Annotated in this window: 22 protein-coding genes; 15 read left to right on the plus strand and 7 right to left on the minus strand. The window is 69.3% G+C overall.

The window, feature by feature from the left end:
- Positions 1-14: 14 nt before the first annotated feature.
- A complete protein-coding gene (gene tkt, locus ACWFRJ_RS25615) occupies positions 15-2,108 on the minus strand; it encodes a transketolase (protein ID WP_453535316.1) in 2,094 nt (697 codons plus the stop codon).
- 388 nt (positions 2,109-2,496) lie between these two features.
- Between tkt and ACWFRJ_RS25620 the strand changes: the two genes are divergently transcribed.
- The 3 genes from ACWFRJ_RS25620 to ACWFRJ_RS25630 all read left to right on the plus strand — a co-directional run bounded on the left by ACWFRJ_RS25620 (position 2,497) and on the right by ACWFRJ_RS25630 (position 5,233).
- Complete coding sequence (locus ACWFRJ_RS25620) at positions 2,497-3,450, plus strand: heme o synthase (RefSeq protein WP_453535319.1); 954 nt, start codon at positions 2,497-2,499, stop codon at positions 3,448-3,450.
- A gap of 229 nt (positions 3,451-3,679) precedes the next feature.
- Positions 3,680-4,027 (plus strand): hypothetical protein, encoded by a 348-nt coding sequence (locus tag ACWFRJ_RS25625; protein ID WP_453535322.1) that lies wholly within the window; start codon positions 3,680-3,682, stop codon positions 4,025-4,027.
- Between the two features lie 117 nt (positions 4,028-4,144).
- Positions 4,145-5,233 (plus strand): amidohydrolase family protein, encoded by a 1,089-nt coding sequence (locus tag ACWFRJ_RS25630; protein WP_453535325.1) that lies wholly within the window; start codon positions 4,145-4,147, stop codon positions 5,231-5,233.
- A gap of 19 nt (positions 5,234-5,252) precedes the next feature.
- Here the strand turns inward: ACWFRJ_RS25630 and ACWFRJ_RS25635 are convergent, their stop codons facing one another.
- The 4 genes from ACWFRJ_RS25635 to ACWFRJ_RS25650 form a co-directional block, all read right to left on the minus strand.
- Positions 5,253-6,242: a COX15/CtaA family protein gene (locus tag ACWFRJ_RS25635; RefSeq protein WP_453535736.1), complete on the minus strand. Its 990-nt coding sequence runs from the start codon at positions 6,240-6,242 to the stop codon at positions 5,253-5,255.
- A 101-nt stretch (positions 6,243-6,343) separates the two neighbouring features.
- Positions 6,344-7,114 (minus strand): ABC transporter permease, encoded by a 771-nt coding sequence (locus ACWFRJ_RS25640; RefSeq protein WP_453535327.1) that lies wholly within the window; start codon positions 7,112-7,114, stop codon positions 6,344-6,346.
- Complete coding sequence (locus tag ACWFRJ_RS25645) at positions 7,111-8,037, minus strand: ABC transporter ATP-binding protein (RefSeq protein WP_453535329.1); 927 nt, start codon at positions 8,035-8,037, stop codon at positions 7,111-7,113. Before ACWFRJ_RS25645 ends, ACWFRJ_RS25640 begins: the two co-directional genes overlap by 4 nt.
- A 46-nt stretch (positions 8,038-8,083) precedes the next feature.
- Complete coding sequence (locus ACWFRJ_RS25650; protein ID WP_453535333.1) at positions 8,084-8,896, minus strand: aminoglycoside N(3)-acetyltransferase; 813 nt, start codon at positions 8,894-8,896, stop codon at positions 8,084-8,086.
- Positions 8,897-9,057: 161 nt separating this feature from the next.
- Between ACWFRJ_RS25650 and ACWFRJ_RS25655 the strand changes: the two genes are divergently transcribed.
- The 8 genes from ACWFRJ_RS25655 to ACWFRJ_RS25690 all read left to right on the plus strand — a co-directional run bounded on the left by ACWFRJ_RS25655 (position 9,058) and on the right by ACWFRJ_RS25690 (position 15,628).
- Entirely contained in the window at positions 9,058-9,798 is a 741-nt protein-coding gene (locus tag ACWFRJ_RS25655) for a helix-turn-helix transcriptional regulator (RefSeq protein WP_453535336.1), read from the plus strand.
- A complete protein-coding gene (sufB, locus tag ACWFRJ_RS25660) occupies positions 9,795-11,216 on the plus strand; it encodes a Fe-S cluster assembly protein SufB (RefSeq protein ID WP_383335022.1) in 1,422 nt (473 codons plus the stop codon). The genes ACWFRJ_RS25655 and sufB overlap by 4 nt, the downstream gene beginning before the upstream one ends.
- Positions 11,217-11,278: 62 nt before the next feature.
- On the plus strand, positions 11,279-12,460 hold the full coding sequence (sufD, locus tag ACWFRJ_RS25665) for a Fe-S cluster assembly protein SufD (protein WP_453535341.1): 1,182 nt from the start codon (positions 11,279-11,281) through the stop codon (positions 12,458-12,460).
- The gene (locus ACWFRJ_RS25670; protein WP_399385937.1) at positions 12,457-12,774 is read left to right on the plus strand and encodes a bifunctional 3-phenylpropionate/cinnamic acid dioxygenase ferredoxin subunit; all 318 of its coding nucleotides are present in this window, start codon (positions 12,457-12,459) and stop codon (positions 12,772-12,774) included. The genes sufD and ACWFRJ_RS25670 overlap by 4 nt, the downstream gene beginning before the upstream one ends.
- Positions 12,775-12,779: 5 nt before the next feature.
- Positions 12,780-13,544, plus strand: a complete 765-nt coding sequence (gene sufC, locus ACWFRJ_RS25675; protein WP_453535345.1) for a Fe-S cluster assembly ATPase SufC — start codon at positions 12,780-12,782, stop codon at positions 13,542-13,544.
- Positions 13,541-14,809: a cysteine desulfurase gene (locus tag ACWFRJ_RS25680; RefSeq protein ID WP_453535348.1), complete on the plus strand. Its 1,269-nt coding sequence runs from the start codon at positions 13,541-13,543 to the stop codon at positions 14,807-14,809. The genes sufC and ACWFRJ_RS25680 overlap by 4 nt, the downstream gene beginning before the upstream one ends.
- A 16-nt stretch (positions 14,810-14,825) precedes the next feature.
- On the plus strand, positions 14,826-15,296 hold the full coding sequence (sufU, locus tag ACWFRJ_RS25685) for a Fe-S cluster assembly sulfur transfer protein SufU (protein ID WP_223773964.1): 471 nt from the start codon (positions 14,826-14,828) through the stop codon (positions 15,294-15,296).
- Positions 15,293-15,628, plus strand: coding sequence for a metal-sulfur cluster assembly factor (locus ACWFRJ_RS25690; RefSeq protein WP_160504340.1), 336 nt, complete (start codon positions 15,293-15,295; stop codon positions 15,626-15,628). Before sufU ends, ACWFRJ_RS25690 begins: the two co-directional genes overlap by 4 nt.
- 64 nt (positions 15,629-15,692) lie before the next feature.
- Here ACWFRJ_RS25690 and ACWFRJ_RS25695 read toward each other — a convergent pair whose 3' ends face one another.
- Complete coding sequence (locus ACWFRJ_RS25695) at positions 15,693-16,823, minus strand: DUF7847 domain-containing protein (RefSeq protein WP_453535352.1); 1,131 nt, start codon at positions 16,821-16,823, stop codon at positions 15,693-15,695.
- A gap of 136 nt (positions 16,824-16,959) precedes the next feature.
- Here ACWFRJ_RS25695 and ACWFRJ_RS25700 point away from each other — a divergent pair, with 136 nt between their 5' ends.
- From ACWFRJ_RS25700 to ACWFRJ_RS25715, 4 genes are all read left to right on the plus strand, one after another.
- The gene (locus tag ACWFRJ_RS25700) at positions 16,960-17,280 is read left to right on the plus strand and encodes a DMT family transporter (RefSeq protein ID WP_383277776.1); all 321 of its coding nucleotides are present in this window, start codon (positions 16,960-16,962) and stop codon (positions 17,278-17,280) included.
- Complete coding sequence (locus ACWFRJ_RS25705; RefSeq protein ID WP_453535355.1) at positions 17,280-17,825, plus strand: TetR/AcrR family transcriptional regulator; 546 nt, start codon at positions 17,280-17,282, stop codon at positions 17,823-17,825. The genes ACWFRJ_RS25700 and ACWFRJ_RS25705 overlap by 1 nt, the downstream gene beginning before the upstream one ends.
- A gap of 64 nt (positions 17,826-17,889) precedes the next feature.
- A complete protein-coding gene (dapD, locus tag ACWFRJ_RS25710) occupies positions 17,890-18,879 on the plus strand; it encodes a 2,3,4,5-tetrahydropyridine-2,6-dicarboxylate N-succinyltransferase (RefSeq protein WP_453535358.1) in 990 nt (329 codons plus the stop codon).
- A gap of 123 nt (positions 18,880-19,002) precedes the next feature.
- The gene (locus ACWFRJ_RS25715; protein ID WP_453535361.1) at positions 19,003-19,611 is read left to right on the plus strand and encodes a hypothetical protein; all 609 of its coding nucleotides are present in this window, start codon (positions 19,003-19,005) and stop codon (positions 19,609-19,611) included.
- Between the two features lie 15 nt (positions 19,612-19,626).
- Here ACWFRJ_RS25715 and dapA read toward each other — a convergent pair whose 3' ends face one another.
- Positions 19,627-20,544: a 4-hydroxy-tetrahydrodipicolinate synthase gene (gene dapA / locus ACWFRJ_RS25720; RefSeq protein ID WP_453535364.1), complete on the minus strand. Its 918-nt coding sequence runs from the start codon at positions 20,542-20,544 to the stop codon at positions 19,627-19,629.
- Between the last annotated feature and the right edge of the window lie 66 nt (positions 20,545-20,610).

Raw genomic sequence — 20,610 nt, forward strand, 5'->3', positions numbered from 1 at the left:
GTCGTATGTCGGCGTCAGCGCTGAGCGGCGTCGATCGATTCCCGGGCGGCGGATGCCACGTGATCGGCGGTGAAGCCGAACTCACGGAAGAGCACCTTGCCGTCCGCCGAAGCACCGAAGTGCTCGAGCGACACGATGCGCCCGGCGTCACCCACGAAGCGGTGCCAGGTCAGGCCGATGCCCGCCTCGACCGCCACGCGCGCCTTCACGGACGGGGGAAGGACGCTGTCGCGGTACCCCTGGTCCTGCGCCTCGAACCACTCGACGCACGGCATCGAGACGACACGCGTGGGAACACCCGCGGCCTGGAGCTGCTCGCGCGCCTCGACGGCGAGCTGCACCTCTGAGCCGGTGCCGATGAGGACGACCTCGGGCTTGCCGCCGTCGGCCTCGAACAGGACGTAACCGCCCTTGACGGCGCCCTCGGTGACCTCGCGGTCGTACGTCGGCACGCCCTGACGGGTCAGCGCGAGGCCGTGCGGGGCGCCCTTGCCGAACTCCTTCGTGTAGCGCTTGAGGATCTCGCGCCACACGATCGCGGTCTCGTTCGCGTCCGCCGGGCGGACCACGTTCAGGCCCGGGATGGCGCGCAGCGAGGCCAGGTGCTCGACCGGCTGGTGCGTCGGGCCGTCCTCGCCGAGACCGACGGAGTCGTGCGTCCACACGTACGTCACCGGGAGGTGCATCAGCGCGGAGAGGCGGACGGCGTTGCGCATGTAGTCGGAGAACACCAGGAAGGTGCCGCCGAAGATGCGGGTGTTGCCGTGCAGCGCGATGCCGTTCATCTCCGCGGCCATGGCGTGCTCGCGGATGCCGAAGTGGATCGTTCGGCCGTACGGGTCGGCCTCCGGCAGCGGGTTGCCCGCGGGGAGGAACGACGACGTCTTGTCGATCGTGGTGTTGTTCGAGCCCGCGAGGTCGGCGGAGCCGCCCCACAGCTCGGGGACCACGGCGCCGAGGGCCTGGAGGACCTTGCCGGACGCGGCACGCGTCGCGACGCCCTTGCCCGTCTCGAAGACCGGGAGCTTCTCCTCCCAGCCCTGGGGGAGCTCGCCCGCGGCGATGCGGTCGAACTCGGCGGCGCGCTCGGCCTCGGCGGTGCGCCAGGACGCGAAGCCCTTGGCCCACTCGGTCTTGGCGTCGCTGCCGCGGTCCAGGGCCGCACGGGTGTGCGCGAGGACCTCGTCCGAAACCTCGAAGGTCTGCTCCGGGTCGAAGCCGAGGACCCGCTTGGTGGCCGCGACCTCTTCGTCGCCGAGCGCCGAGCCGTGCGCGGCCTCGGTGTTCTGCGCGTTCGGTGCGGGCCAGGCGATGATCGAGCGCATGGCGATGAAGGAGGGACGCTCGGTCTCCGCCTTCGCGGCCTGGATCGCGCGGTAGAGGGCGGCCGGGTCGAGGTCGCCGTCCTCCTTGGGCTCCACGCGCTGGACGTGCCAGCCGTAGGCCTCGTACCGCTTCATGGTGTCTTCGGAGACCGCGGTCTCCGTGTCGCCCTCGATGGAGATGTGGTTGTCGTCCCACAGCAGTACGAGGTTGCCGAGCTTCTGGTGCCCGGCCAGGGACGACGCCTCGCTGGAGATGCCCTCCTGGAGACAGCCGTCGCCCGCGATCGCGAAGATGTGGTGGTCGAACGGCGAATCGCCCGCGGGGGTCTCGGGGTCGAAGAGGCCACGCTCGTAACGAGCGGCCATCGCCATGCCCACGGCGTTCGCGACGCCCTGGCCGAGGGGGCCCGTCGTCGTCTCGACGCCAGTGGTGTGCCCGTACTCCGGGTGGCCGGGGGTCTTGGAACCCCAGGTGCGGAACGCCTTCAGATCATCGAGCTCCAGGCCGAAACCGGCCAGGTAGAGCTGGATGTAGAGGGTCAGTGACGAGTGGCCCGCGGAGAGAACGAACCGGTCGCGTCCGGTCCACTCGGCGTCAGCGGGGTCGTGCCGCATCACCTTCTGGAAAAGGGTGTACGCGGCAGGCGCGAGGCTCATGGCCGTACCAGGATGGCCGTTGCCGACCTTCTGTACGGAGTCCATGGCCAGGACGCGGGCAGTATCAACAGCCCGCTGGTCCAGTTCGGTCCACTCGAGGTCTGTGGTGGTCGGCTTGGTGCTCACCCTGAGTCAGGGCTCCTCTCCACATGTCGAATGCCGGCGATGTAGATCCCACCGGCCGATGTCGAGCCTACCGCTGTAAAGACGTGCATTTTTTCGAGTGATTCCAGACTGCCGGGGTGCGCCGGGATCCGCCTCCCGAAAGGGATCCATGGTGTTCACCATGTGATCCCCGAGCCGCTCATCTGGACCTTCAGAACGAGTGCCGGACCGCTCATCTGAATGGGTGTCGGGCCGAGATTCGGGCGGCTCAACACGCCGCTCAACACGACCCCACCCCCGCGAAGGGCAAGGTATGGGCAACGTCTACAGTGGCGTGGTACGCGTGAGCCTTTACCGGATCTTCATTTCTGAACGTCCGACGCGGCTTGCTGGGAAGTCTCTGTCAGGGGTGTGCGTGACGGCCGTTGAATCCCGTCCAGCGGGAGCGATTGGGACGAGCTCTAGCCCAAGCCACCGGCCGCTCGGGGCCCGTGTCATGGCGTTCGTGGCGCTGACCAAGCCGCGAATCATCGAACTCCTTCTGATCACCACCGTTCCGGTGATGTTCCTCGCCGAGCAGGGGGTGCCCGACCTGTGGCTGGTCTTCGTGACCTGCCTCGGCGGCTACCTGTCGGCGGGTGGCGCCAACGCGCTCAACATGTACATCGACCGTGACATCGACGCCCTCATGGACCGTACGTCCCAGAGGCCCCTGGTCACGGGAATGGTCAGCCCCCGCGAGTGCCTCGCCTTCGGCATCGCGCTCGCGATCGCCTCGACGCTGCTCTTCGGACTCGTCGTCAACTGGCTGTCCGCGTGGCTCGCCCTCGGTGCCCTGCTCTTCTACGTGGTCGTCTACACGATGATCCTCAAGCGCCGCACCTCGCAGAACATCGTCTGGGGCGGCATCGCGGGCTGCATGCCGGTGCTCATCGGCTGGTCCTCGGTCACGAACTCACTCTCGTGGGCGCCGGTCATCCTCTTCCTCGTCATGTTCTTCTGGACGCCGCCGCACTACTGGCCGCTGTCCATGAAGGTCAAGGAGGACTACGCCCGCGTGGGCGTGCCGATGCTGCCGGTCGTCGCGTCGAACAAGGTGGTCGCGCGTCAGATCGTCCTCTACAGCTGGGTGATGGTCGCCGTCTCGCTGCTGCTCCAGCCGCTCGGCTACACCGGCTGGTTCTACACGATCGTCGCCTTCGTGACCGGCGGCTGGTGGCTGTGGGAGGCACACGGCCTGCAGAACCGCGCCAAGGCGGAGGTCACGGGCGGCAAGCTCAAGGAGATGCGGCTCTTCCACTGGTCGATCACGTACGTCTCGCTGCTGTTCGTGGCGGTCGCGGTGGACCCCTTCCTGCGCTAGGCCTCCGGCCCGGTGGACGGACTTCGCAGCCCCCTGCCGCCCTTGCGGGCGGCAGGGGGCTGTTTGTTTTGAGAACGTCGAATGCTTCGCCCGCGAACGCGCAGGCGCTCCGCGCAGCGCGAAGTGCCCGCGCTGGGGTGCGGTCTGCGCCGATGTGCGGCAGCCGCGTGGCCGACGCCACGTCACCCGGCCGTCGCCAGATGATCTACCCGTCGGTAGCATCCCTCCCATGGCAGAGACGCAGCAGGGTGAGGACAGCAAGCAGGTCGCCAAGGCCGAGCGCCGAGCGGCAAAGCTCGCCAAGGAGATCGGCGCCTTCGTGAAGGCGCACGGCGGTGCCGAGGCGCAGGTCGCGTACATCGGGCACGAGGGCACCCGCATCGTCCTGGTCGGCGAGGACGGCGGCTGGGGCGACCTGGTGGCGCCCACCTACGCGATCGCGCAGAGCGCCGTCGAGAAGGCCGGGATCACGGTCCACGAGGACTTCGACGGTGACTTCGCCGCCAAGGTCAAGACCGGTCCGTACGAGTGGTCTCGCATGGCGGGCATTCAGCTCGGCGGTCCCAGCAACGGCTGAGGACCCGCTATTCGCGGCACTCTTTTCGGCACTGTTTCCGAGCGCGTCCGAGGGCAACACCTGACGCCCGTTCACCCGTTAGACCGTAGGAGCACGGTCCGCCTACGGAGAGCCCGGATGATCGAAACGCCGTCCCTGGTGGACCAGTACTGCCACGGTGTGCTGCGTACGGAGCTGGGCCTCGGCACCTTCGAGGCCCACCTCGGCAGGGGCGAGGGACCACCCGCGCCCGGCACCACCTTCTTCGACACCCAGACGGGCTTCGCCGTACGCCGCTGGTGCCCCCCGCTCCTCGGCCTCGAACCGCACTGTCCGCCGGCCCGCTACCTCGCCCGCCGCCGCGAACTGGGCGTCCTCGAGGTGGGGCGACGGCTGCTGCGGGGGAGCGGCATCACGACCTACCTCGTCGACACGGGGCTGCCCGGCGATCTGACAGGGCCCGGCGAGATGGCCTCCACGGGCTGCGCCGACGCCCACGAGATCGTCCGCCTGGAGCTGCTCGCCGAACAGGTGGCCGACACCTCCGGCACTGTCGACTCGTTCCTCGCCAATCTCGCCGAGTCCGTGCACGCCGCCGCCGCGCACGCCGTCGCCTTCACCTCCGTCGCGGGCGTCCGGCGCAGTCTCGCCCTCGCACCCGAACCGCCGGGGCCCGGCGAGGTGCGGGGCGCGGCGGGCCGCTGGCTGGCCCGGCGGCAGGTGGGCGGTGCGCTCGAGGACCCCGTACTGCTCAGGCATCTGCTGTGGATCGCCGTCGCGTCGGGACGGCCGCTGCAACTGCACGCGGGGGCGGGGGACCCGCAGGGGTACTTCGGCGGCTTCGCGCGGGCGACCGCGGGGCTCGGCACCGACCTGGTCCTGCTGCACGGCTATCCGTACCACCGCAATGCCGCGGACCTCGCTGGCCTCTTCCCGCACGTGTACGCCGACTTGGGGCCCGCCCTGGTGCGTACCGGCGCCCGCGCGGCGGCCGTGCTCGCGGAGATCCTGGAGCTGGCGCCCTTCGGCAAGCTGCTGTTCTCCAGCGGCGCGCACGGCCTGCCCGAGCTGCACGTGGTGGGCGCACGGCTCTTCGGGGAGGCGCTCGGGCGCGTGTTCGGCGGGTGGGTCACCGAGGGAGCGTGGTCGCTGCCGGACGCCCAGCGCGTGGCGGGCCTCATCGCGGCGGGCAACGCCCGCCGCGTGTACGGGCTCGCGGAGGGCTGACCCCCGAAGGGGGGAGGACTCAGACGGCCGACAGTCGGGAGTCGCCGCTCTGGGACGGGACCTCCGCCGTGCCGTACGGGCGTTCGCGCAGCGACAGCAGGACGCGCATCACGCCGATCCAGACCACGCACGAGCCGAACATGTGCAGGCCGACCAGGACCTCCGGCAGGTCCGTGAAGTACTGGACGTAGCCGATCGCGCCCTGGGCGAGCAGGATCAGGAACAGGTCGCGGGTGCGGTGCAGCGGGCCCTTGGGGGCGTCGACCGCCTTGAGGACGAACCACAGGGCGAACGTCAGCGTCACCACGATCCACGCGAGCACCGCGTGCAGCTTGCTGACGGTCTCCCAGTCGAAGCCCATGCGCGGCACCTCGCTGGAGTCACCGGCGTGCGGCCCGGAACCCGTCACGACCGTGCCGACCGCGATGAGCAGCACGGTTGCCGCGACCAGGAACCACACCAGCTGCGCCACGGCCTTGCCGACCAGCGGGCGTACCTCGCCGTCGCCCTCGCGGGTGCGCTGCCACATCGTGACGGCGACCGCGATCAACGCGGTGGAGAGCAGGAAGTGCGCCGCGACCGTGTACGGGTTCAGACCGACGAGTACCACGATGCCGCCGAGCACGGCATTGCCCATGACCAGCCAGAACTGGGTCCAGCCGAGACGGGTGAGGCTGCGCCGCATCGGCTTCTGGGAGCGTGCCGTGATGATCGCCCAGCCGACGGCCGCGCACAGCACGTACGTCAGCATGCGGTTGCCGAACTCGATGTAGCCGTGGAAGCCCATCTCGTGGGTGGCGGTGAGCGACTCGTCCGTGCACTTGGGCCAGGTCGGGCAGCCGAGGCCGGACCCCGTAAGACGGACGGCGCCGCCGGTGACCACGATGCACACCGTCATCGCCAGCGAGATGAGGGCAGCTTGCTGGACGGTCCGCTGCTGCGGGGTCCAGCGTTCGGCGATGAAAGCGAGCGGATTGCGCACGGCAGAAACGGCGTCGGCTCGGGTCACGTTTGGCACGGGCCCATCGTAGGGGGCCGCTTGTGCACGGCTTCACGAGGGGGACGTATCCGGTGCTTCTGTGACGCGAGTTACGCCCATTCCGCCTCAATTCACTCCCAGCGGAAGAACTTCCCGGCCGCCCCGAGCCCCAGCACCGCCCAGACCGCCAGGATCCCGAGGTCGCGCCACGGCATCCCCGCGCCGTCCTGGAGCACGTCCCGCAGGCCGTCGGAGAGCGCCGAGATGGGAAGGAGGCCGAGCACCGACTGGGCCGCGTCCGGGAACTTGTCGAGCGGCACGATGACCCCGCCGCCCACGAGCAGGAGCAGGAAGACCAGGTTCGCGGCGGCGAGCGTCGCCTCCGCCTTCAGGGTTCCCGCCATCAGCAGGCCGAGCCCGGAGAAGGCCGCCGTGCCGAGGACCAGGAGCAGGAGTACGGCGAAGGGGTTGCCGTGCGGTGACCAGCCGAGCGCGAACGCGATCACCGTGAGCAGGACGATCTGGAGGACCTCGGTGACCAGGACCGAAAGGGTCTTCGCCGCCATCAGGGCCCAGCGGGGCAGCGGCGAGGCACCGAGCCGCTTCAGGACGCCGTAGCGCCGCTCGAAGCCCGTGGCGATGGCCTGGCCGGTGAACGCCGTCGACATCACGGCGAGGGCGAGGATGCCGGGGGTGAGGAAGTCCACGGCCTTGCCGTCGCCCGTGTCGACGATGTCGACCGCGCTGAAGAGGACCAGCAGCAGCGTGGGGATGACGACCGTGAGCAGCAGCTGTTCGCCGTTGCGAAGCAGCATCTTCGTCTCTAGCGCCGCTTGCGCGCCGATCATGCGGGGGAGCGGGGCGGCGCCCGGCTTCGGTGTGTACGTACCGGCGGCGCTCATCCGCGCAGCTCCTTGCCTGTGAGCTCCAGGAAGACGTCTTCCAGGGTGTGTCGTTCGACGGCGATCTTCTCCGGCATGACGCCGTGCTGGGCGCACCAGGAGGTCACCGTGGCGAGCAGTTGCGGGTCGATCGTGCCGCTCACGCGGTAGGCGCCCGGCGTGAGTTCGGCCGCCGCGGAGTCCGGCGGGAGGGCCTTGAGGAGGGAGCCGACGTCGAGCCCGGGGCGCCCGGAAAAACGCAGGGTGTTCTCGGCGCCGCCGCGGCACAGCGCCTCCAGGGTGCCCTCGGCGATGACCTTGCCCGCGTCGATGATCGCGACCTCGTCGGAGAGCTGCTCGGCCTCGTCCATGTGGTGCGTGGTCAGGATGACGCTGACGCCGTCGGTGCGCAGATCGCGTACGAGGTCCCAGGTGGCCCGGCGTGCCTGCGGGTCCAGGCCCGCGGTCGGCTCGTCGAGGAAGACGAGCTCGGGCCGTCCCACCACGGCCATCGCGAGCGCCAGGCGCTGCTGCTGACCGCCGGACAGCCGCCGGTAGGTGGTGCGGCCGCAGCTCTCCAGGCCCAGGCGCTCGATCAGCGCGCCCACGTCGAGCGGGTGCGCGTGCAGTTTCGCCATGTGGCGCAGCATCTCGTCGGCGCGGGCGCCGGAGTAGACGCCGCCGGACTGGAGCATCACGCCGATGCGGGGGCGCAGCGCGCCGGCCTCGCGGACCGGGTCGAGGCCGAGGACGCGGACGGTACCCTCGTCCGGCCTGCGGTAGCCCTCGCAGGTCTCGATCGTGGTGGTCTTCCCCGCGCCGTTCGGGCCGAGGACCGCGGTGACGGTGCCCGCGCGGACCCGGAGGTCGAGGCCGTCCACCGCGGTCTTCTTGCCGTACCGCTTGACCAGTCCTGTGACCTGGACGACGGACTCATTTCCCATGGCGGGAAGTCTAGAGAGGGTGAGGCGGGCCGCTGGCAGGGGGATGTCAGCCCGCCCACTCGGCCCGTGAGCGGTGGGTGTCAAGCCACTTCTGCGCGTAGGCGACCGCGTCGGCCACCGGGAAGATCCTGGCCGTCGCCGCGCCCACAGTGCCCCGCACCACGGGGCGGTCCCGCTCGAAGTCCGCGCCGAGTTCGTCGAAGCGCTCCTCGGAGATCGAGGTCTCGCGCACCGTGGTCCAGCGGCGCCCCTCCGGTGTCATGACCGCGAAGGAGTTCTCGACCTCCGGGGCGGGGATCCGGTACTCGGCCAGGTGGAAGGAGGTGCAGGAGTCGAATCCCGCGCCGAGGAGCAGCACCCGGGCGCCCGATTCCTCCAGGCGGGCCAGCGGGCTGCGCTCGCCGAGCCGGCAGTCGAGCGCGTGCCCCTGAAGGAGCACCGCCGCGCGGGGGCCGATCGCGGCGAAGGAGGTCTGCGGGTGGGCGCTGCGCAGGGCGCCGGGCCAGGTCCGTACGGTCTCGGCGATCACGCCCATGGCGCGGGTGGGGGAGGTGCGCGGGTCGTAGGCGGGGATGGACGCGCGGATCTCGGGCCACCAGGACTCGGGCACGGGCGGGTTTCCCCACTCGGCGGGGTCGGAGTTGTCGCTGGACTGCGCGGGGACCACGAGAGTGCCCGTCTGGCCCAGTACGTCGAGAAGTGCCTGGACGGCGGCTACAGGGCCGCCGCTGACCCACCCGAGCGCGCTCAGCGAGGAGTGCACGAGGAGGGTCTCTCCGGGGCTCACGCCGAGCTCGCGGAGGTCGGCCGCGAGGGACGCGCGCGTACACAAAGGGCCGGTCGGAGGGGGTGTCGACATGGTCGGAGAGTGTCCTCGCCCCGACCTGCCCGCGCCACTGATTTGATCGATCAATGATCATTTCCGCAGGTCAGCTTAGGTATGCCTAAGTGATGCAGCGCACCGGGTCTTGATCCGGACGCGGGTTGTCAGGCTCTGAGGAATTACGCAACAATGGCGTTGTGAAAAACGTTGGCGAGGCTCCGCAGGAGGAACTCGCGGCTGGGATGCGCTCGGACCACTCGACGCGCAACCGGGTCGCGCGATCCATCCTGGACCACGGCCCCTCCACCGTCGCCGATCTCGCGAAGCGCCTCGGTCTCACTCAGGCCGCCGTCCGCCGCCACCTCGACACACTCGCCCATGAGAACGTCGTCGAGCCTCGTGAGCAGCGGATCTACGGCGCTCGTACGCGCGGGCGCCCCGCCAAGGTGTTCGCGCTGACCGACTGCGGCAGGGACGCCTTCGACCAGTCGTACGACAAGCTCGCCGCCGACGCCCTGCGCTGGATCAGCGAGCGGCACGGCGAAGGAGCGGTCGTCGAATTCGCCCGCGAGCGGATGGCCGCCCAGGCGGTGGCCTACCGCGAGGCGGTCGACGCGGCGCCCCCGGAGCAGCGCGCGGAGGCTCTCGCGAAGGCGTTGACCGCCGACGGGTACGCTGCTACGGCCCGCACGGCGCCAGTAGGCGAGCAGCTGTGCCAGCACCACTGCCCGGTCGCCCACGTCGCCGAGCAGTACCCACAGCTTTGCGAGGCGGAGACGGAGATCTTCTCCGCCCTCCTTGGGACGCACGTCCAGCGGCTCGCCACCATCGCCCACGGCGACGGCGTCTGCACGACGTTCATCCCCCGCAACACCCCTCAGTCTTCACAGACCACTGATCACGTATCCGCAAGCACGGCCGGGAGGAACCCCGCATGACGCTCCCCACGGAGACTGCCCACCCCGAACTCGATGGTCTGGGCACGTACGAATACGGCTGGGCCGACTCCGACGTGGCCGGGGCGTCCGCCAAGCGCGGCATCAACGAGGACGTCGTCAAGGACATCTCGCAGAAGAAGTCCGAGCCCGAGTGGATGACGAAGCTGCGCCTCAAGGGCCTGCGGCTCTTCGACAAGAAGCCCATGCCCAACTGGGGCTCGGACCTGTCGGGCATCGACTTCGACAACATCAAGTACTTCGTGCGGTCCACGGAGAAGCAGGCCCAGTCATGGGAGGACCTGCCCGAGGACATCAAGAGCACGTACGACAAGCTCGGCATCCCCGAGGCGGAGAAGCAGCGCCTCGTCGCCGGTGTCGCGGCCCAGTACGAGTCCGAGGTCGTCTACCACCAGATCAACGAGGAGCTCGAGGCGCAGGGTGTCATCTTCATGGACACCGACACGGCGCTCAAGGAGCACCCTGAGCTCTTCAAGGAGTACTTCGGCACCGTCATCCCGGTCGGCGACAACAAGTTCGCGTCGCTGAACTCCGCGGTGTGGTCCGGCGGCTCGTTCATCTACGTCCCCAAGGGCGTGCACGTCGAGATCCCGCTCCAGGCCTACTTCCGTATCAACACGGAGAACATGGGCCAGTTCGAGCGCACGCTGATCATCGTCGACGAGGACGCCTACGTTCACTACGTCGAGGGCTGCACGGCGCCGATCTACAAGTCGGACTCCCTGCACTCCGCGGTCGTCGAGATCGTCGTGAAGAAGGGCGGCCGCTGCCGCTACACGACGATCCAGAACTGGTCGAACAACGTCTACAACCTGGTCACCAAGCGCGCCGTGGCGTACGAGGGCGCGACCATGGAGTGGATCGACGGCAACATCGGCTCCAAGGTGACGATGAAGTACCCCGCCGTCTACCTCATGGGCGAGCACGCCAAGGGCGAGACACTGTCCATCGCCTTCGCGGGCGAGGGCCAGCACCAGGACGCCGGTTCCAAGATGGTCCACATGGCGCCCAACACGTCCTCCAACATCGTCTCGAAGTCCGTGGCCCGCGGCGGTGGCCGCACCTCCTACCGCGGTCTCGTCGAGATCGGCGAGGGCGCTGCCGGATCGAAGTCGAACGTGCTCTGCGACGCACTGCTCGTCGACACGATCTCCCGCTCGGACACGTACCCCTACGTGGACGTCCGCGAGGACGACGTGTCCATGGGCCACGAGGCGACCGTCTCCAAGGTCTCCGACGACCAGCTCTTCTACCTGATGAGCCGTGGTCTGACGGAGTTCGAGGCCATGGCGATGATCGTGCGCGGCTTCGTCGAGCCGATCGCCAAGGAGCTGCCCATGGAGTACGCCCTGGAGCTGAACCGGCTGATCGAGCTGCAGATGGAGGGCTCGGTCGGTTAATTCCGCCGACCGTCCCCGCAGCGACCGACTTCTTTACCCAGAGAGAGAGCACGACGACAGCCATGGCTGAGGCTCAGAACATCCCGGTGGGCTCCACCACCGCCGGATCGATCGCGGTGGCCGCCGAGTCGACCGTCGCCACCCGCATGAGCGCTCCCCCGTCCTTCGACGTCGCGGACTTCCCGGTCCCGCACGGTCGCGAGGAGGAGTGGCGGTTCACGCCGCTGGAGCGTCTGCGCGGGCTGCACGACGGCACGGCGGTCGCCACCGGCGGCATCCGCGTCGAGGTGAACGCCCCGGCGGGCGTGACCCAGGAGACCGTCGGCCGTGACGACCCGCGCGTGGGCAAGGCGGGCAAGCCCGTCGACCGCGTCGCCGCGCAGGCGTACTCGTCCTTCGAGAAGGCCTCGGTCGTGACCGTCCCCAAGGAGACGGTCCTGACGGAGCCGATCCGCATCGCCGTGCACGGCGAGGGCGGCACCGCCTTCGCCCACCAGGTCATCGAGGTGGGCGCGTTCGCCGAGGCCCTCGTCGTCATCGACCACACCGGTGACGCCGTGCTCGCCGCCAACGTCGACTACCTCCTGGGCGACGGCGCCAAGCTCACCGTCGTCTCCGTCCAGGACTGGGACGACACGGCCGTCCACGTCGCCCAGCACAACGCGCTCGTCGGCCGCGACGCCACCCTCAAGTCGGTCGTCGTGACCTTCGGCGGCGACCTCGTCCGCCTCCACCCGCGCGTCACCTACGCGGGCACGGGCGGCGAGGCCGAGTTCTTCGGCCTGTACGTCACCGACGCGGGCCAGCACCAGGAGCACCGCCTCCTGGTCGACCACAACCAGCCGCACTGCAAGTCGAACGTCGTCTACAAGGGCGCGCTCCAGGGCGACGACGCCCACGCGGTGTGGATCGGCGACGTCCTCATCGAGGCCGCAGCCGAGGGCACCGACACGTACGAGATGAACCGCAACCTGGTTCTGACCGACGGTGCCCGTGTCGACTCCGTACCGAACCTCGAGATCGAGACCGGCGAGATCGTCGGCGCGGGCCACGCTTCGGCGACCGGCCGCTTCGACGACGAGCAGCTCTTCTACCTGCAGTCGCGCGGCATCCCGCAGGACGAGGCGCGCCGCCTCGTCGTCCGCGGGTTCTTCGCCGAGCTGATCCAGCAGATCGGCCTGCCCGACATCGAAGAGCGCCTCCTCGCCAAGATCGAAGAGGAGCTGGAGGCGTCGGCCGCATGACCTACGTACGCGCCTGTGGCCTGAGCGAGCTGTCGGAGGACACCCCGAAGCGGGTGGAACTCGACGGCACGCCGGTCTCGGTCGTCCACACCGAGGGCGAGGTGTTCGCGATCAACGACATCTGCTCGCACGCGAACGTCTCCCTCTCCGAGGGCGAGGTGGAGGACTGTCAGATCGAATGCTGGCTGCACGGCTCCGCCTTCGACCTCCGCACCGGTAAGCCGTCCGGTCTCCCCGCGACGCGCCCCGTCCCCGTATACCCCGTAAAGATCGAAGGGGACGATGTGCTCGTCTCCCTCACCCAGGAGTCCTGAGGCACATGGCAACGCTTGAAATCCACGACCTGCACGTCACCGTCGAGGCCGACAACGCCACGAAGGAGATCCTCAAGGGCGTAGACCTCACCGTGAAGCAGGGCGAGACGCACGCCATCATGGGCCCGAACGGCTCCGGCAAGTCGACGCTCGCCTACTCCGTCGCGGGTCACCCCAAGTACACGATCACGCAGGGCACCGTCACCCTCGACGGCGAGGACGTCCTGGAGATGTCCGTCGACGAGCGCGCCCGCGCCGGCCTGTTCCTGGCCATGCAGTACCCGGTCGAGGTCCCCGGCGTCTCGGTCTCCAACTTCCTGCGTACGTCGGCCACGGCGATCCGCGGCGAGGCCCCCAAGCTGCGCACCTGGGTGAAGGAGGTCAAGGGCGCGATGGAGCAGCTCCAGATGGACCCGGCCTTCTCCGAGCGCAACGTGAACGAGGGCTTCTCCGGCGGTGAGAAGAAGCGCCACGAGATCCTGCAGATGGAGCTCCTCAAGCCGAAGATCGCGATCCTCGACGAGACGGACTCCGGCCTGGACGTCGACGCCCTTCGCCAGGTCTCGGACGGCGTCAACCGCGTCCGCGAGACCGGCGAGGTCGGCACCCTGCTGATCACGCACTACACGCGCATCCTGCGCTACATCAAGCCCGACTTCGTGCACGTCTTCGCGAACGGCCGCATCGCCGAGTCCGGCGGCGCCGAGCTCGCCGACAAGCTGGAGGCCGAGGGCTACGAGGCTTACACGAAGGGTGGCGCATCCGCGTGACAGTGGCCCACCAGGGGCTCTCCGGCCTCCTCGACACCGAGGCGATCCGCAAGGACTTCCCGATCCTGGATCGCAGGATCCACGACGGCAAGAAGCTCGTCTACCTGGACAACGCGGCGACCTCGCAGACGCCGCGCCAGGTGCTCGACGTACTCAACGAGTACTACGAGAAGCACAACGCCAACGTCCACCGCGGCGTGCACGTCCTCGCCGAGGAGGCCACGGCGCTGTACGAGGGCGCCCGTGACAAGGTCGCCGCGTTCATCAACGCGCCGAGCCGCGACGAGGTGATCTTCACCAAGAACGCCTCGGAGTCGCTCAACCTCGTGGCCAACATGCTGGGCTGGGCCGACGAGCCCTACCGCGTGGACCACGAGACCGAGATCGTCATCACGGAGATGGAGCACCACTCCAACATCGTGCCGTGGCAGCTGCTCTCGCAGCGCACGGGCGCGAAGCTGAAGTGGTTCGGCCTCACGGACGACGGCCGGCTCGACCTGTCCAACATCGACGAGGTCATCACGGAGAAGACGAAGATCGTCTCCTTCGTCCTGGTCTCGAACATCCTGGGCACGCAGAACCCCGTCGAGGCGATCGTCCGCCGTGCGCAGGAGGTCGGCGCGCTGGTCTGCATCGACGCCTCGCAGGCCGCCCCGCACCAGGTGCTCGACGTGCAGGCCCTTCAGGCCGACTTCGTGGCCTTCACCGGCCACAAGATGCTGGCCACGACGGGCATCGGCGTCCTGTGGGGACGCCAGGAGCTCCTCGAGGACCTGCCGCCGTTCCTCGGCGGCGGCGAGATGATCGAGACGGTTTCGATGAACTCGTCGACGTACGCTCCCGCGCCGCACAAGTTCGAGGCGGGTACGCCCCCGGTCTCCCAGGCCGTCGGCCTGGGCGCGGCCGTGGACTACCTCTCCGCGATCGGCATGGACAAGATCGCCGCTCATGAGCACGCGATCACCGAGTACGCGGTCAAGCGCCTCCTGGAGGTCCCCGACCTGCGGATCATCGGCCCGGCATCGGCCGAGGACCGCGGCGCCGCGATCTCCTTCACGCTCGGCGACATCCACCCGCACGACGTGGGCCAGGTCCTTGACGAGGAAGGCATCGCGGTCCGCGTGGGTCACCACTGCGCCCGCCCCGTCTGCCTCCGTTACGGAATTCCTGCGACCACGCGAGCGTCGTTCTATCTGTACTCCACGCCCGGCGAGATCGACGCGCTGATCGACGGCCTGGAGCACGTACGGAACTTCTTCGGCTGAGGGGCTGGCTGGGATCGTGAAGCTTGATTCGATGTACCAGGAAGTCATCCTGGACCACTACAAACACCCTCACGGGCGCGGTCTGCGCGACGGTGACGCCGAGGTGCACCACGTCAACCCGACGTGCGGCGACGAGATCACGCTGCGCGTGAAGTACGACGGGTCGACGATCGCCGACGTGTCGTACGAGGGCCAGGGCTGCTCCATCAGCCAGGCCAGCGCGTCCGTCCTGAACGATCTCCTGGTCGGCAAGGAGCTCGCCGAGGCGCAGAAGATCCAGGAAGTGTTCCTGGAGCTGATGCAGTCCAAGGGCAAGCTGGAGCCGGACGACGCGATGGAGGAGGTCCTTGAGGACGCCGTCGCGTTCGCCGGGGTCTCGAAGTACCCGGCGCGTGTGAAGTGTGCTCTGCTGAGCTGGATGGCGTGGAAGGACGCGACGGCGCAGGCACTCGGTACCGACGACGTCGCTGAGAGGAAGACCGCATGAGCGAGAACGAGACCCTGACCAAACCGGCCTCCGAAGAAGAGGTCCGCGAGGCGCTGTACGACGTGGTCGACCCCGAGCTGGGCATCGACGTCGTCAACCTCGGCCTGATCTACGGCATCCACGTCGACGACGCGAACATCGCGACGATCGACATGACGCTCACCTCGGCGGCCTGCCCGCTGACGGACGTCATCGAGGACCAGGCGAAGTCCGCCACCGACGGCATCGTCAACGAGCTCCGGATCAACTGGGTCTGGATGCCGCCGTGGGGCCCGGACAAGATCACGGACGACGGCCGGGAGCAGCTTCGCGCGCTCGGGTTCAACGTCTGAGGTGTGACAGTAAGTACTGCTGGTTCGGCCCCCCGCGCTCACCGCGCGGGGGGCCGAACTGTTTTTACGGGGCGGGCTGCTGCTCGACCGACGAGGCTTCCGTCAGTGTCTGCGCCAGGCCCTCCTTGCGGATGCGCTGGTCGATGTAGAGCAGGGCGGTCACCAAGGGCAGGAACACGCTGGCCACCAGTTGCGTGACGAACGTGCCGACCAGGCTGAACAGGGCGTACAGGCCGAACTGGGAGCGCAACTGGTCGAACATGACCGTGGACGCGGAGGTGTCAGGGTCCACCCGGGGCGGGGCCGGCGTGGCGAACTGCAGCGGGAGGCGCACCGCGAGCGACACGACGACCACGATGATCCCGGCGAGCAGTGAGATGCCGAACGTGCGCCACCAGGCGCCGCGGACCAGGCGTGCGGAGCGGCGCAGCGCTTCGAGCGGGCCCGCGCTCTCCAGGGCCGCGGCCGCGGGGGCGAAGGCGAAAAGAACGTACAGCCAGGCGGCCAGCGGGGTCACGACCAGGAGCAGCAGGAAGATCAGGCCGAAGGGGGCGGCTGAGCTGGTCAGGACCGAGACGAAGAACGAGACGAAGAGCAGCACGCACGCGGCCATCGGCAGCATCAGGATGAAGGCGAGCAGCAGGGTCACGCCCATCACGGACGGCGTCCGCGACCACGCCCTGCGCCAGACCGCCGAGAACGCCGCCGGGCGGCCGAGCACCGCCTCGTGCAGCGTGGCCGCGCACGAGGCCTGGACGAACGAGTTGACCGCGAGCGTGGCGAGCATTCCCACCAGCCACACCGCGCCGAACGCGATGAGCAGCGGCCTTCCGTGGTCCCAGGAGAACGTCGCGTCCGTCTCGGACAGCGCCTGGAAGTGCTCACGCACACTGACGTAGGCGAGGACGCCCGCCGCGATCATGACCGCGGCGAGCAGGCCGTACGCCGCCGCCGCGGTGCCGAACAGCGGCTTCGCGTACCGCCGCATCGTGGCGAACGTGCCGCCGAGTATGTGGTCGACGCCCAGCGGGGCGAGCGGTATGACGCCGGGCTTGGGCGGCGGGGGTGGCGGCGGCGCCCAGCCGCCGTGCCGGCCCCAGCCGGGCGGTGGCCCGCCATAGGGCCCGTACGGCCCCTGTGGTCCCTGCGGCCCGCCATAGGGCGCTTGTGGCCCCCACCCCGACGTGTCTGACATCGCTCTTGCGCTCCGTTGTTCCGTGCGGTGTCCCGCGTGCGCTCTCTGTGGCCCCCCACAGCGATCGCGTCACCCTATCCGGTTTGATCAGCGTCGTTATGTACGACTGTACGCAACGTTGTGTACAGTCGTACGCATGGGATATGGACTGCTGGCCGGGGCGATCCTGGCGGAGGTGGCCGGGACGACGGCCATGAAGTACAGCGAAGGGTTCAGCAGGCTCTGGCCCTCGCTGATCACGGTCGCGGGGTATCTGATCGCTTTCACGCTGCTCGCGCAGACGCTGAAGACGCTGTCGATGGGGACCGCCTACGCGATCTGGGCGGGCATCGGGACCGCCGCCGTCGCCGCCATCGGGATGCTGTTCATGGGGGAGTCCGCCAGCCTCGTTAAGATCTCCGGGGTCGTCCTCGTGATCGCGGGCGTCATCGTGCTCAATCTGGGAGGTGCCCACTGATGGTTCGCCGTTACGACCCCGAGCGGCGGCAGCGGATCATCGACGCGGCGATCCGGGTGGTCGGCGAGAAGGGGATCAAGGGGCTCAGTCACCGGTCCGTCGCCGCCGAGGCCGATGTGCCGCTCGGGTCGACCACCTACCACTTCAAGACACTGGACGAGCTGATGGTGGCCGCGATGCGGCAGGCCAACGAGGGGTTCGCCAAGGCGGTCACCGCGAGCGGCGCGTTCGAGGATCCGCGGGTCGGCATCGCCGATGAGCTCGCCGGGCTGCTCGGCCAGTGGCTGGCCGGGGACCGTACGGAGCTCGAGCTGGAGTACGAGCTGTATCTGGCCGCCCTGCGAAAGCCCGCGCTGCGACCCGTCGCAGCGGAGTGCGGCGAGGGGCTCGCCGAGGTGCTGCGGCGGCGCATCGATCCCGTCACCGCGCGGGCGCTCATCGCGCTCGTGGACGGAATCTGCCTTCAGGTGCTGCTCACGGACGTGCCGTACGACGAGGCGTACGCGCGCGAGGTGTTCGGCCGGCTGGTTCCGTCGGACCGGTGACTTCCGGGGCCCGGTCCCTGAGACCGGTTCGCCCGCGCGCCGCACCGCCGGTTAGGTTTTCCCCATGACCGACACGAACGCTTCCCGCACCACCGGCGCCGTCGCCGCAGGCCTCGCCACCGTCACCGCCGACGGCACCGTTCTCGACACCTGGTTCCCCGCGCCCGAGCTCGTCGCCGAAGCGGGCCCCGCAGGCACCGAGCGGCTCACCGCCGAGCGCGCCGTGCAGCTGCTCGGCGACGGCGCGGCCAAGGCGATCGGCCCGGACGCCCGCCGTGGCGTGGAGATCGTCGCCGTACGTACGGTCATCGCGTCCCTCGACGAGAAGCCGGTAGACGCCCACGACGTCTACCTGCGGCTGCACCTGCTCTCGCACCGCCTGGTCAAGCCGCACGGCGTGAACCTCGAAGGACAGTTCGCCTTCCTCGCCAACATCGCCTGGACCTCGCTCGGCCCGGTCGCCGTCGACGACGTCGAGAAGGTCCGGCTCAACGCCCGCGCCGAGGGCCTGCACCTCTCCGTGACCTCCATCGACAAGTTCCCGCGCATGACGGACTACGTCGCACCGAAGGGCGTCCGCATCGCCGACGCCGACCGCGTCCGGCTCGGCGCGCACCTCGCCGAGGGCACGACCGTCATGCACGAGGGCTTCGTGAACTTCAACGCGGGCACGCTCGGCACCTCCATGGTCGAGGGCCGTATCTCCGCAGGTGTCGTCGTCGGCGACGGCTCCGACATCGGCGGCGGCGCCTCCACGATGGGCACCCTCTCCGGCGGCGGCAACGTCCGCATCGTCATCGGTGAGCGCTGCCTGATCGGCGCCGAGGCGGGCGTGGGTATCGCGCTCGGCGACGAGTGCGTCGTCGAGGCCGGTCTCTACGTCACCGCGGGGACCCGGGTGACCATGCCCGACGGGCAGATCGTCAAGGCCCGCGAGCTCTCCGGCGCCTCGAACATCCTCTTCCGCCGCAACTCGGTCACCGGCGCCGTCGAGGCCCGCCCGAACAACGCGGTGTGGGGCGGCCTGAACGACGTGCTGCACAGCCACAACTGATCACCGCCGCACGACAGAGCGCCCTTCGGTGTCCCGGAGGGCGCTCTTCGCGTCCCGCCGTGCGTAAGCTGCCCTGCCACGTGTGCGTGTGCCGCGTGGGACGTGGGACGACAGGAGAGCGACATGCAGCGAGCGGGTATCCGGGCCCTGGCCCTGAGCGGAGTGGCGGTACTCGGTCTTGTCGCCGCGTGCGGTGAGAGCGCCGGGCAGAGTCAGGACATCGGCGCGGGGGCGGCGCAGCAGGTGAGCCGGGCCTCCACCGGCGACCACCGCTATCCGCTGGAGAAGAGCGACATCCACTGGAGCGGCAGCCCGAGCCCGTTCAACGCGCAGGTCAAGCTCGCCGACGGGCGTCGCGTGGCCATGCACTACATGAAGGGCAAGGGGCTCCTCGTGCAGGACTACAGCCCCAAGGCCAAGGGCTGGTCCAAGTCGGCCCTCGTGTACAAGACGAAGACCGACGCCTGTCAGGGGATCACGCTCAAGGCCAAGGACGGCACCGTCGCCGCCTTCGGGGACTTCGGCGTGTACTGCGCGGATGGTGAGCCGCCGACCGAGTCGGTCGCCGCGGTCGCCACGGGCCCGCTGACGAAGTGGGCCACGCACCTCACGAAGAACTTCGACGGCTGGGAGAAGATCGCCGTCGCCACCGGGGGGAAGAAGGTCACGTTCAGCAGCGGCGCCGACAAGCTCACCTGGACCAAGGCCGGGGGCTTCCCCGCCGCGAGCTGACACCTGTCGCCGCAGCTAAACCGGCTGCCGCGACGTCTCGTACGCGGCAAGCAGCCCGTCGGTCGCCTCGCGGCCGGCGGGGCGCAGCGGTGCGCGGACGGGGCCGCCGGGCAGACCGAGCGCGCCGAGCAGTGCCTTGGTGGTGACCGTGCCCGGAAGGCCCGCGCTCATCATCAACTCGATGAGCGCGATGACCTGTTGCTGAAGTCGCCGTGCCTCGGCCGTGTCGCCCGCGTCGAACGCGTCGATGATCGAGCGGAGGTGACGCGGCACGACGTTGGACACGGTGCTGATGTATCCGACGCCGCCCACCGCGTACAGCGCCAGAATGAGCTCGTCGCAGCCCGTGTAGTACGCCAAATCGGTTTGGGACAGCACCCTTTGAGTGCCCATCAGGTCGTACGCGCAGTCCTTCACGGCGACGATCCGCGGATGCTCCGCGAGCCGCATCATCGTCTCCGGTTCGATGCGGGTCCCCGTGCGCCCCGGGATGTCGTACAGCGCGATCGGGAGCCCCGACGCTTCGGCGACCTCCAGGAAGTGCGCCTCGACGGCGTCCTGCGGCGGCTTGCTGTAGTAGGGCGTGACCACCAACAGGGCGTCCGCGCCCGCCTTTTCGGCCCGCAGCGCCATCTCGACGGTGTGCCGCGTCGCGAAGCTGCCGACGCCCGCGACGATCGTGGCCCGGTCGCCCGCCGCCTCGGCGACCGCCCGTACGAGCGTGGCCTTCTCGTCGTCGGACGTGGTGGGGGACTCGCCGGTGGTGCCGGAGAGCACGATCCCGTCGCAGCCTTCGGCCACCAGGCGCTCGGCGAGCAACTGGGCGCCGTCGAGGTCGAGCAGGCCGTCGTCCGTGAAGGGCGTGACCATCGCGCAGAGGGCGCGGCCGAGAGGGGGAGGCGCCGGGGAGAGGGAAGTCGTGGGAGAGGTCATGGAGGAGGTCATAGAGGCAGTGTCGGTACGCCGACACTGAAGCTCCACTTAATTCTGCTACGAGGT

The organism is Streptomyces sp. NPDC055239, from assembly GCF_053606205.1.

What these genes read in the sequence shown, in the direction of transcription:
- ACWFRJ_RS25715 (WP_453535361.1), top strand. Translation starts at nt 19,003, where the DNA reads ATGCAGCGAGCGGGTATCCGGGCCCTGGCCCTGAGCGGAGTGGCGGTA.
- ACWFRJ_RS25645 (WP_453535329.1), bottom strand. Translation starts at nt 8,037, where the DNA reads ATGGGAAATGAGTCCGTCGTCCAGGTCACAGGACTGGTCAAGCGGTAC.
- ACWFRJ_RS25650 (WP_453535333.1), bottom strand. Translation starts at nt 8,896, where the DNA reads ATGTCGACACCCCCTCCGACCGGCCCTTTGTGTACGCGCGCGTCCCTC.
- ACWFRJ_RS25695 (WP_453535352.1), bottom strand. Translation starts at nt 16,823, where the DNA reads ATGTCAGACACGTCGGGGTGGGGGCCACAAGCGCCCTATGGCGGGCCG.
- sufB (WP_383335022.1), top strand. Translation starts at nt 9,795, where the DNA reads ATGACGCTCCCCACGGAGACTGCCCACCCCGAACTCGATGGTCTGGGC.
- ACWFRJ_RS25670 (WP_399385937.1), top strand. Translation starts at nt 12,457, where the DNA reads ATGACCTACGTACGCGCCTGTGGCCTGAGCGAGCTGTCGGAGGACACC.
- ACWFRJ_RS25690 (WP_160504340.1), top strand. Translation starts at nt 15,293, where the DNA reads ATGAGCGAGAACGAGACCCTGACCAAACCGGCCTCCGAAGAAGAGGTC.
- ACWFRJ_RS25705 (WP_453535355.1), top strand. Translation starts at nt 17,280, where the DNA reads ATGGTTCGCCGTTACGACCCCGAGCGGCGGCAGCGGATCATCGACGCG.
- ACWFRJ_RS25625 (WP_453535322.1), top strand. Translation starts at nt 3,680, where the DNA reads ATGGCAGAGACGCAGCAGGGTGAGGACAGCAAGCAGGTCGCCAAGGCC.
- dapA (WP_453535364.1), bottom strand. Translation starts at nt 20,544, where the DNA reads ATGACCTCTCCCACGACTTCCCTCTCCCCGGCGCCTCCCCCTCTCGGC.
- ACWFRJ_RS25700 (WP_383277776.1), top strand. Translation starts at nt 16,960, where the DNA reads ATGGGATATGGACTGCTGGCCGGGGCGATCCTGGCGGAGGTGGCCGGG.
- ACWFRJ_RS25640 (WP_453535327.1), bottom strand. Translation starts at nt 7,114, where the DNA reads ATGAGCGCCGCCGGTACGTACACACCGAAGCCGGGCGCCGCCCCGCTC.
- dapD (WP_453535358.1), top strand. Translation starts at nt 17,890, where the DNA reads ATGACCGACACGAACGCTTCCCGCACCACCGGCGCCGTCGCCGCAGGC.
- ACWFRJ_RS25630 (WP_453535325.1), top strand. Translation starts at nt 4,145, where the DNA reads ATGATCGAAACGCCGTCCCTGGTGGACCAGTACTGCCACGGTGTGCTG.
- sufD (WP_453535341.1), top strand. Translation starts at nt 11,279, where the DNA reads ATGGCTGAGGCTCAGAACATCCCGGTGGGCTCCACCACCGCCGGATCG.
- sufC (WP_453535345.1), top strand. Translation starts at nt 12,780, where the DNA reads ATGGCAACGCTTGAAATCCACGACCTGCACGTCACCGTCGAGGCCGAC.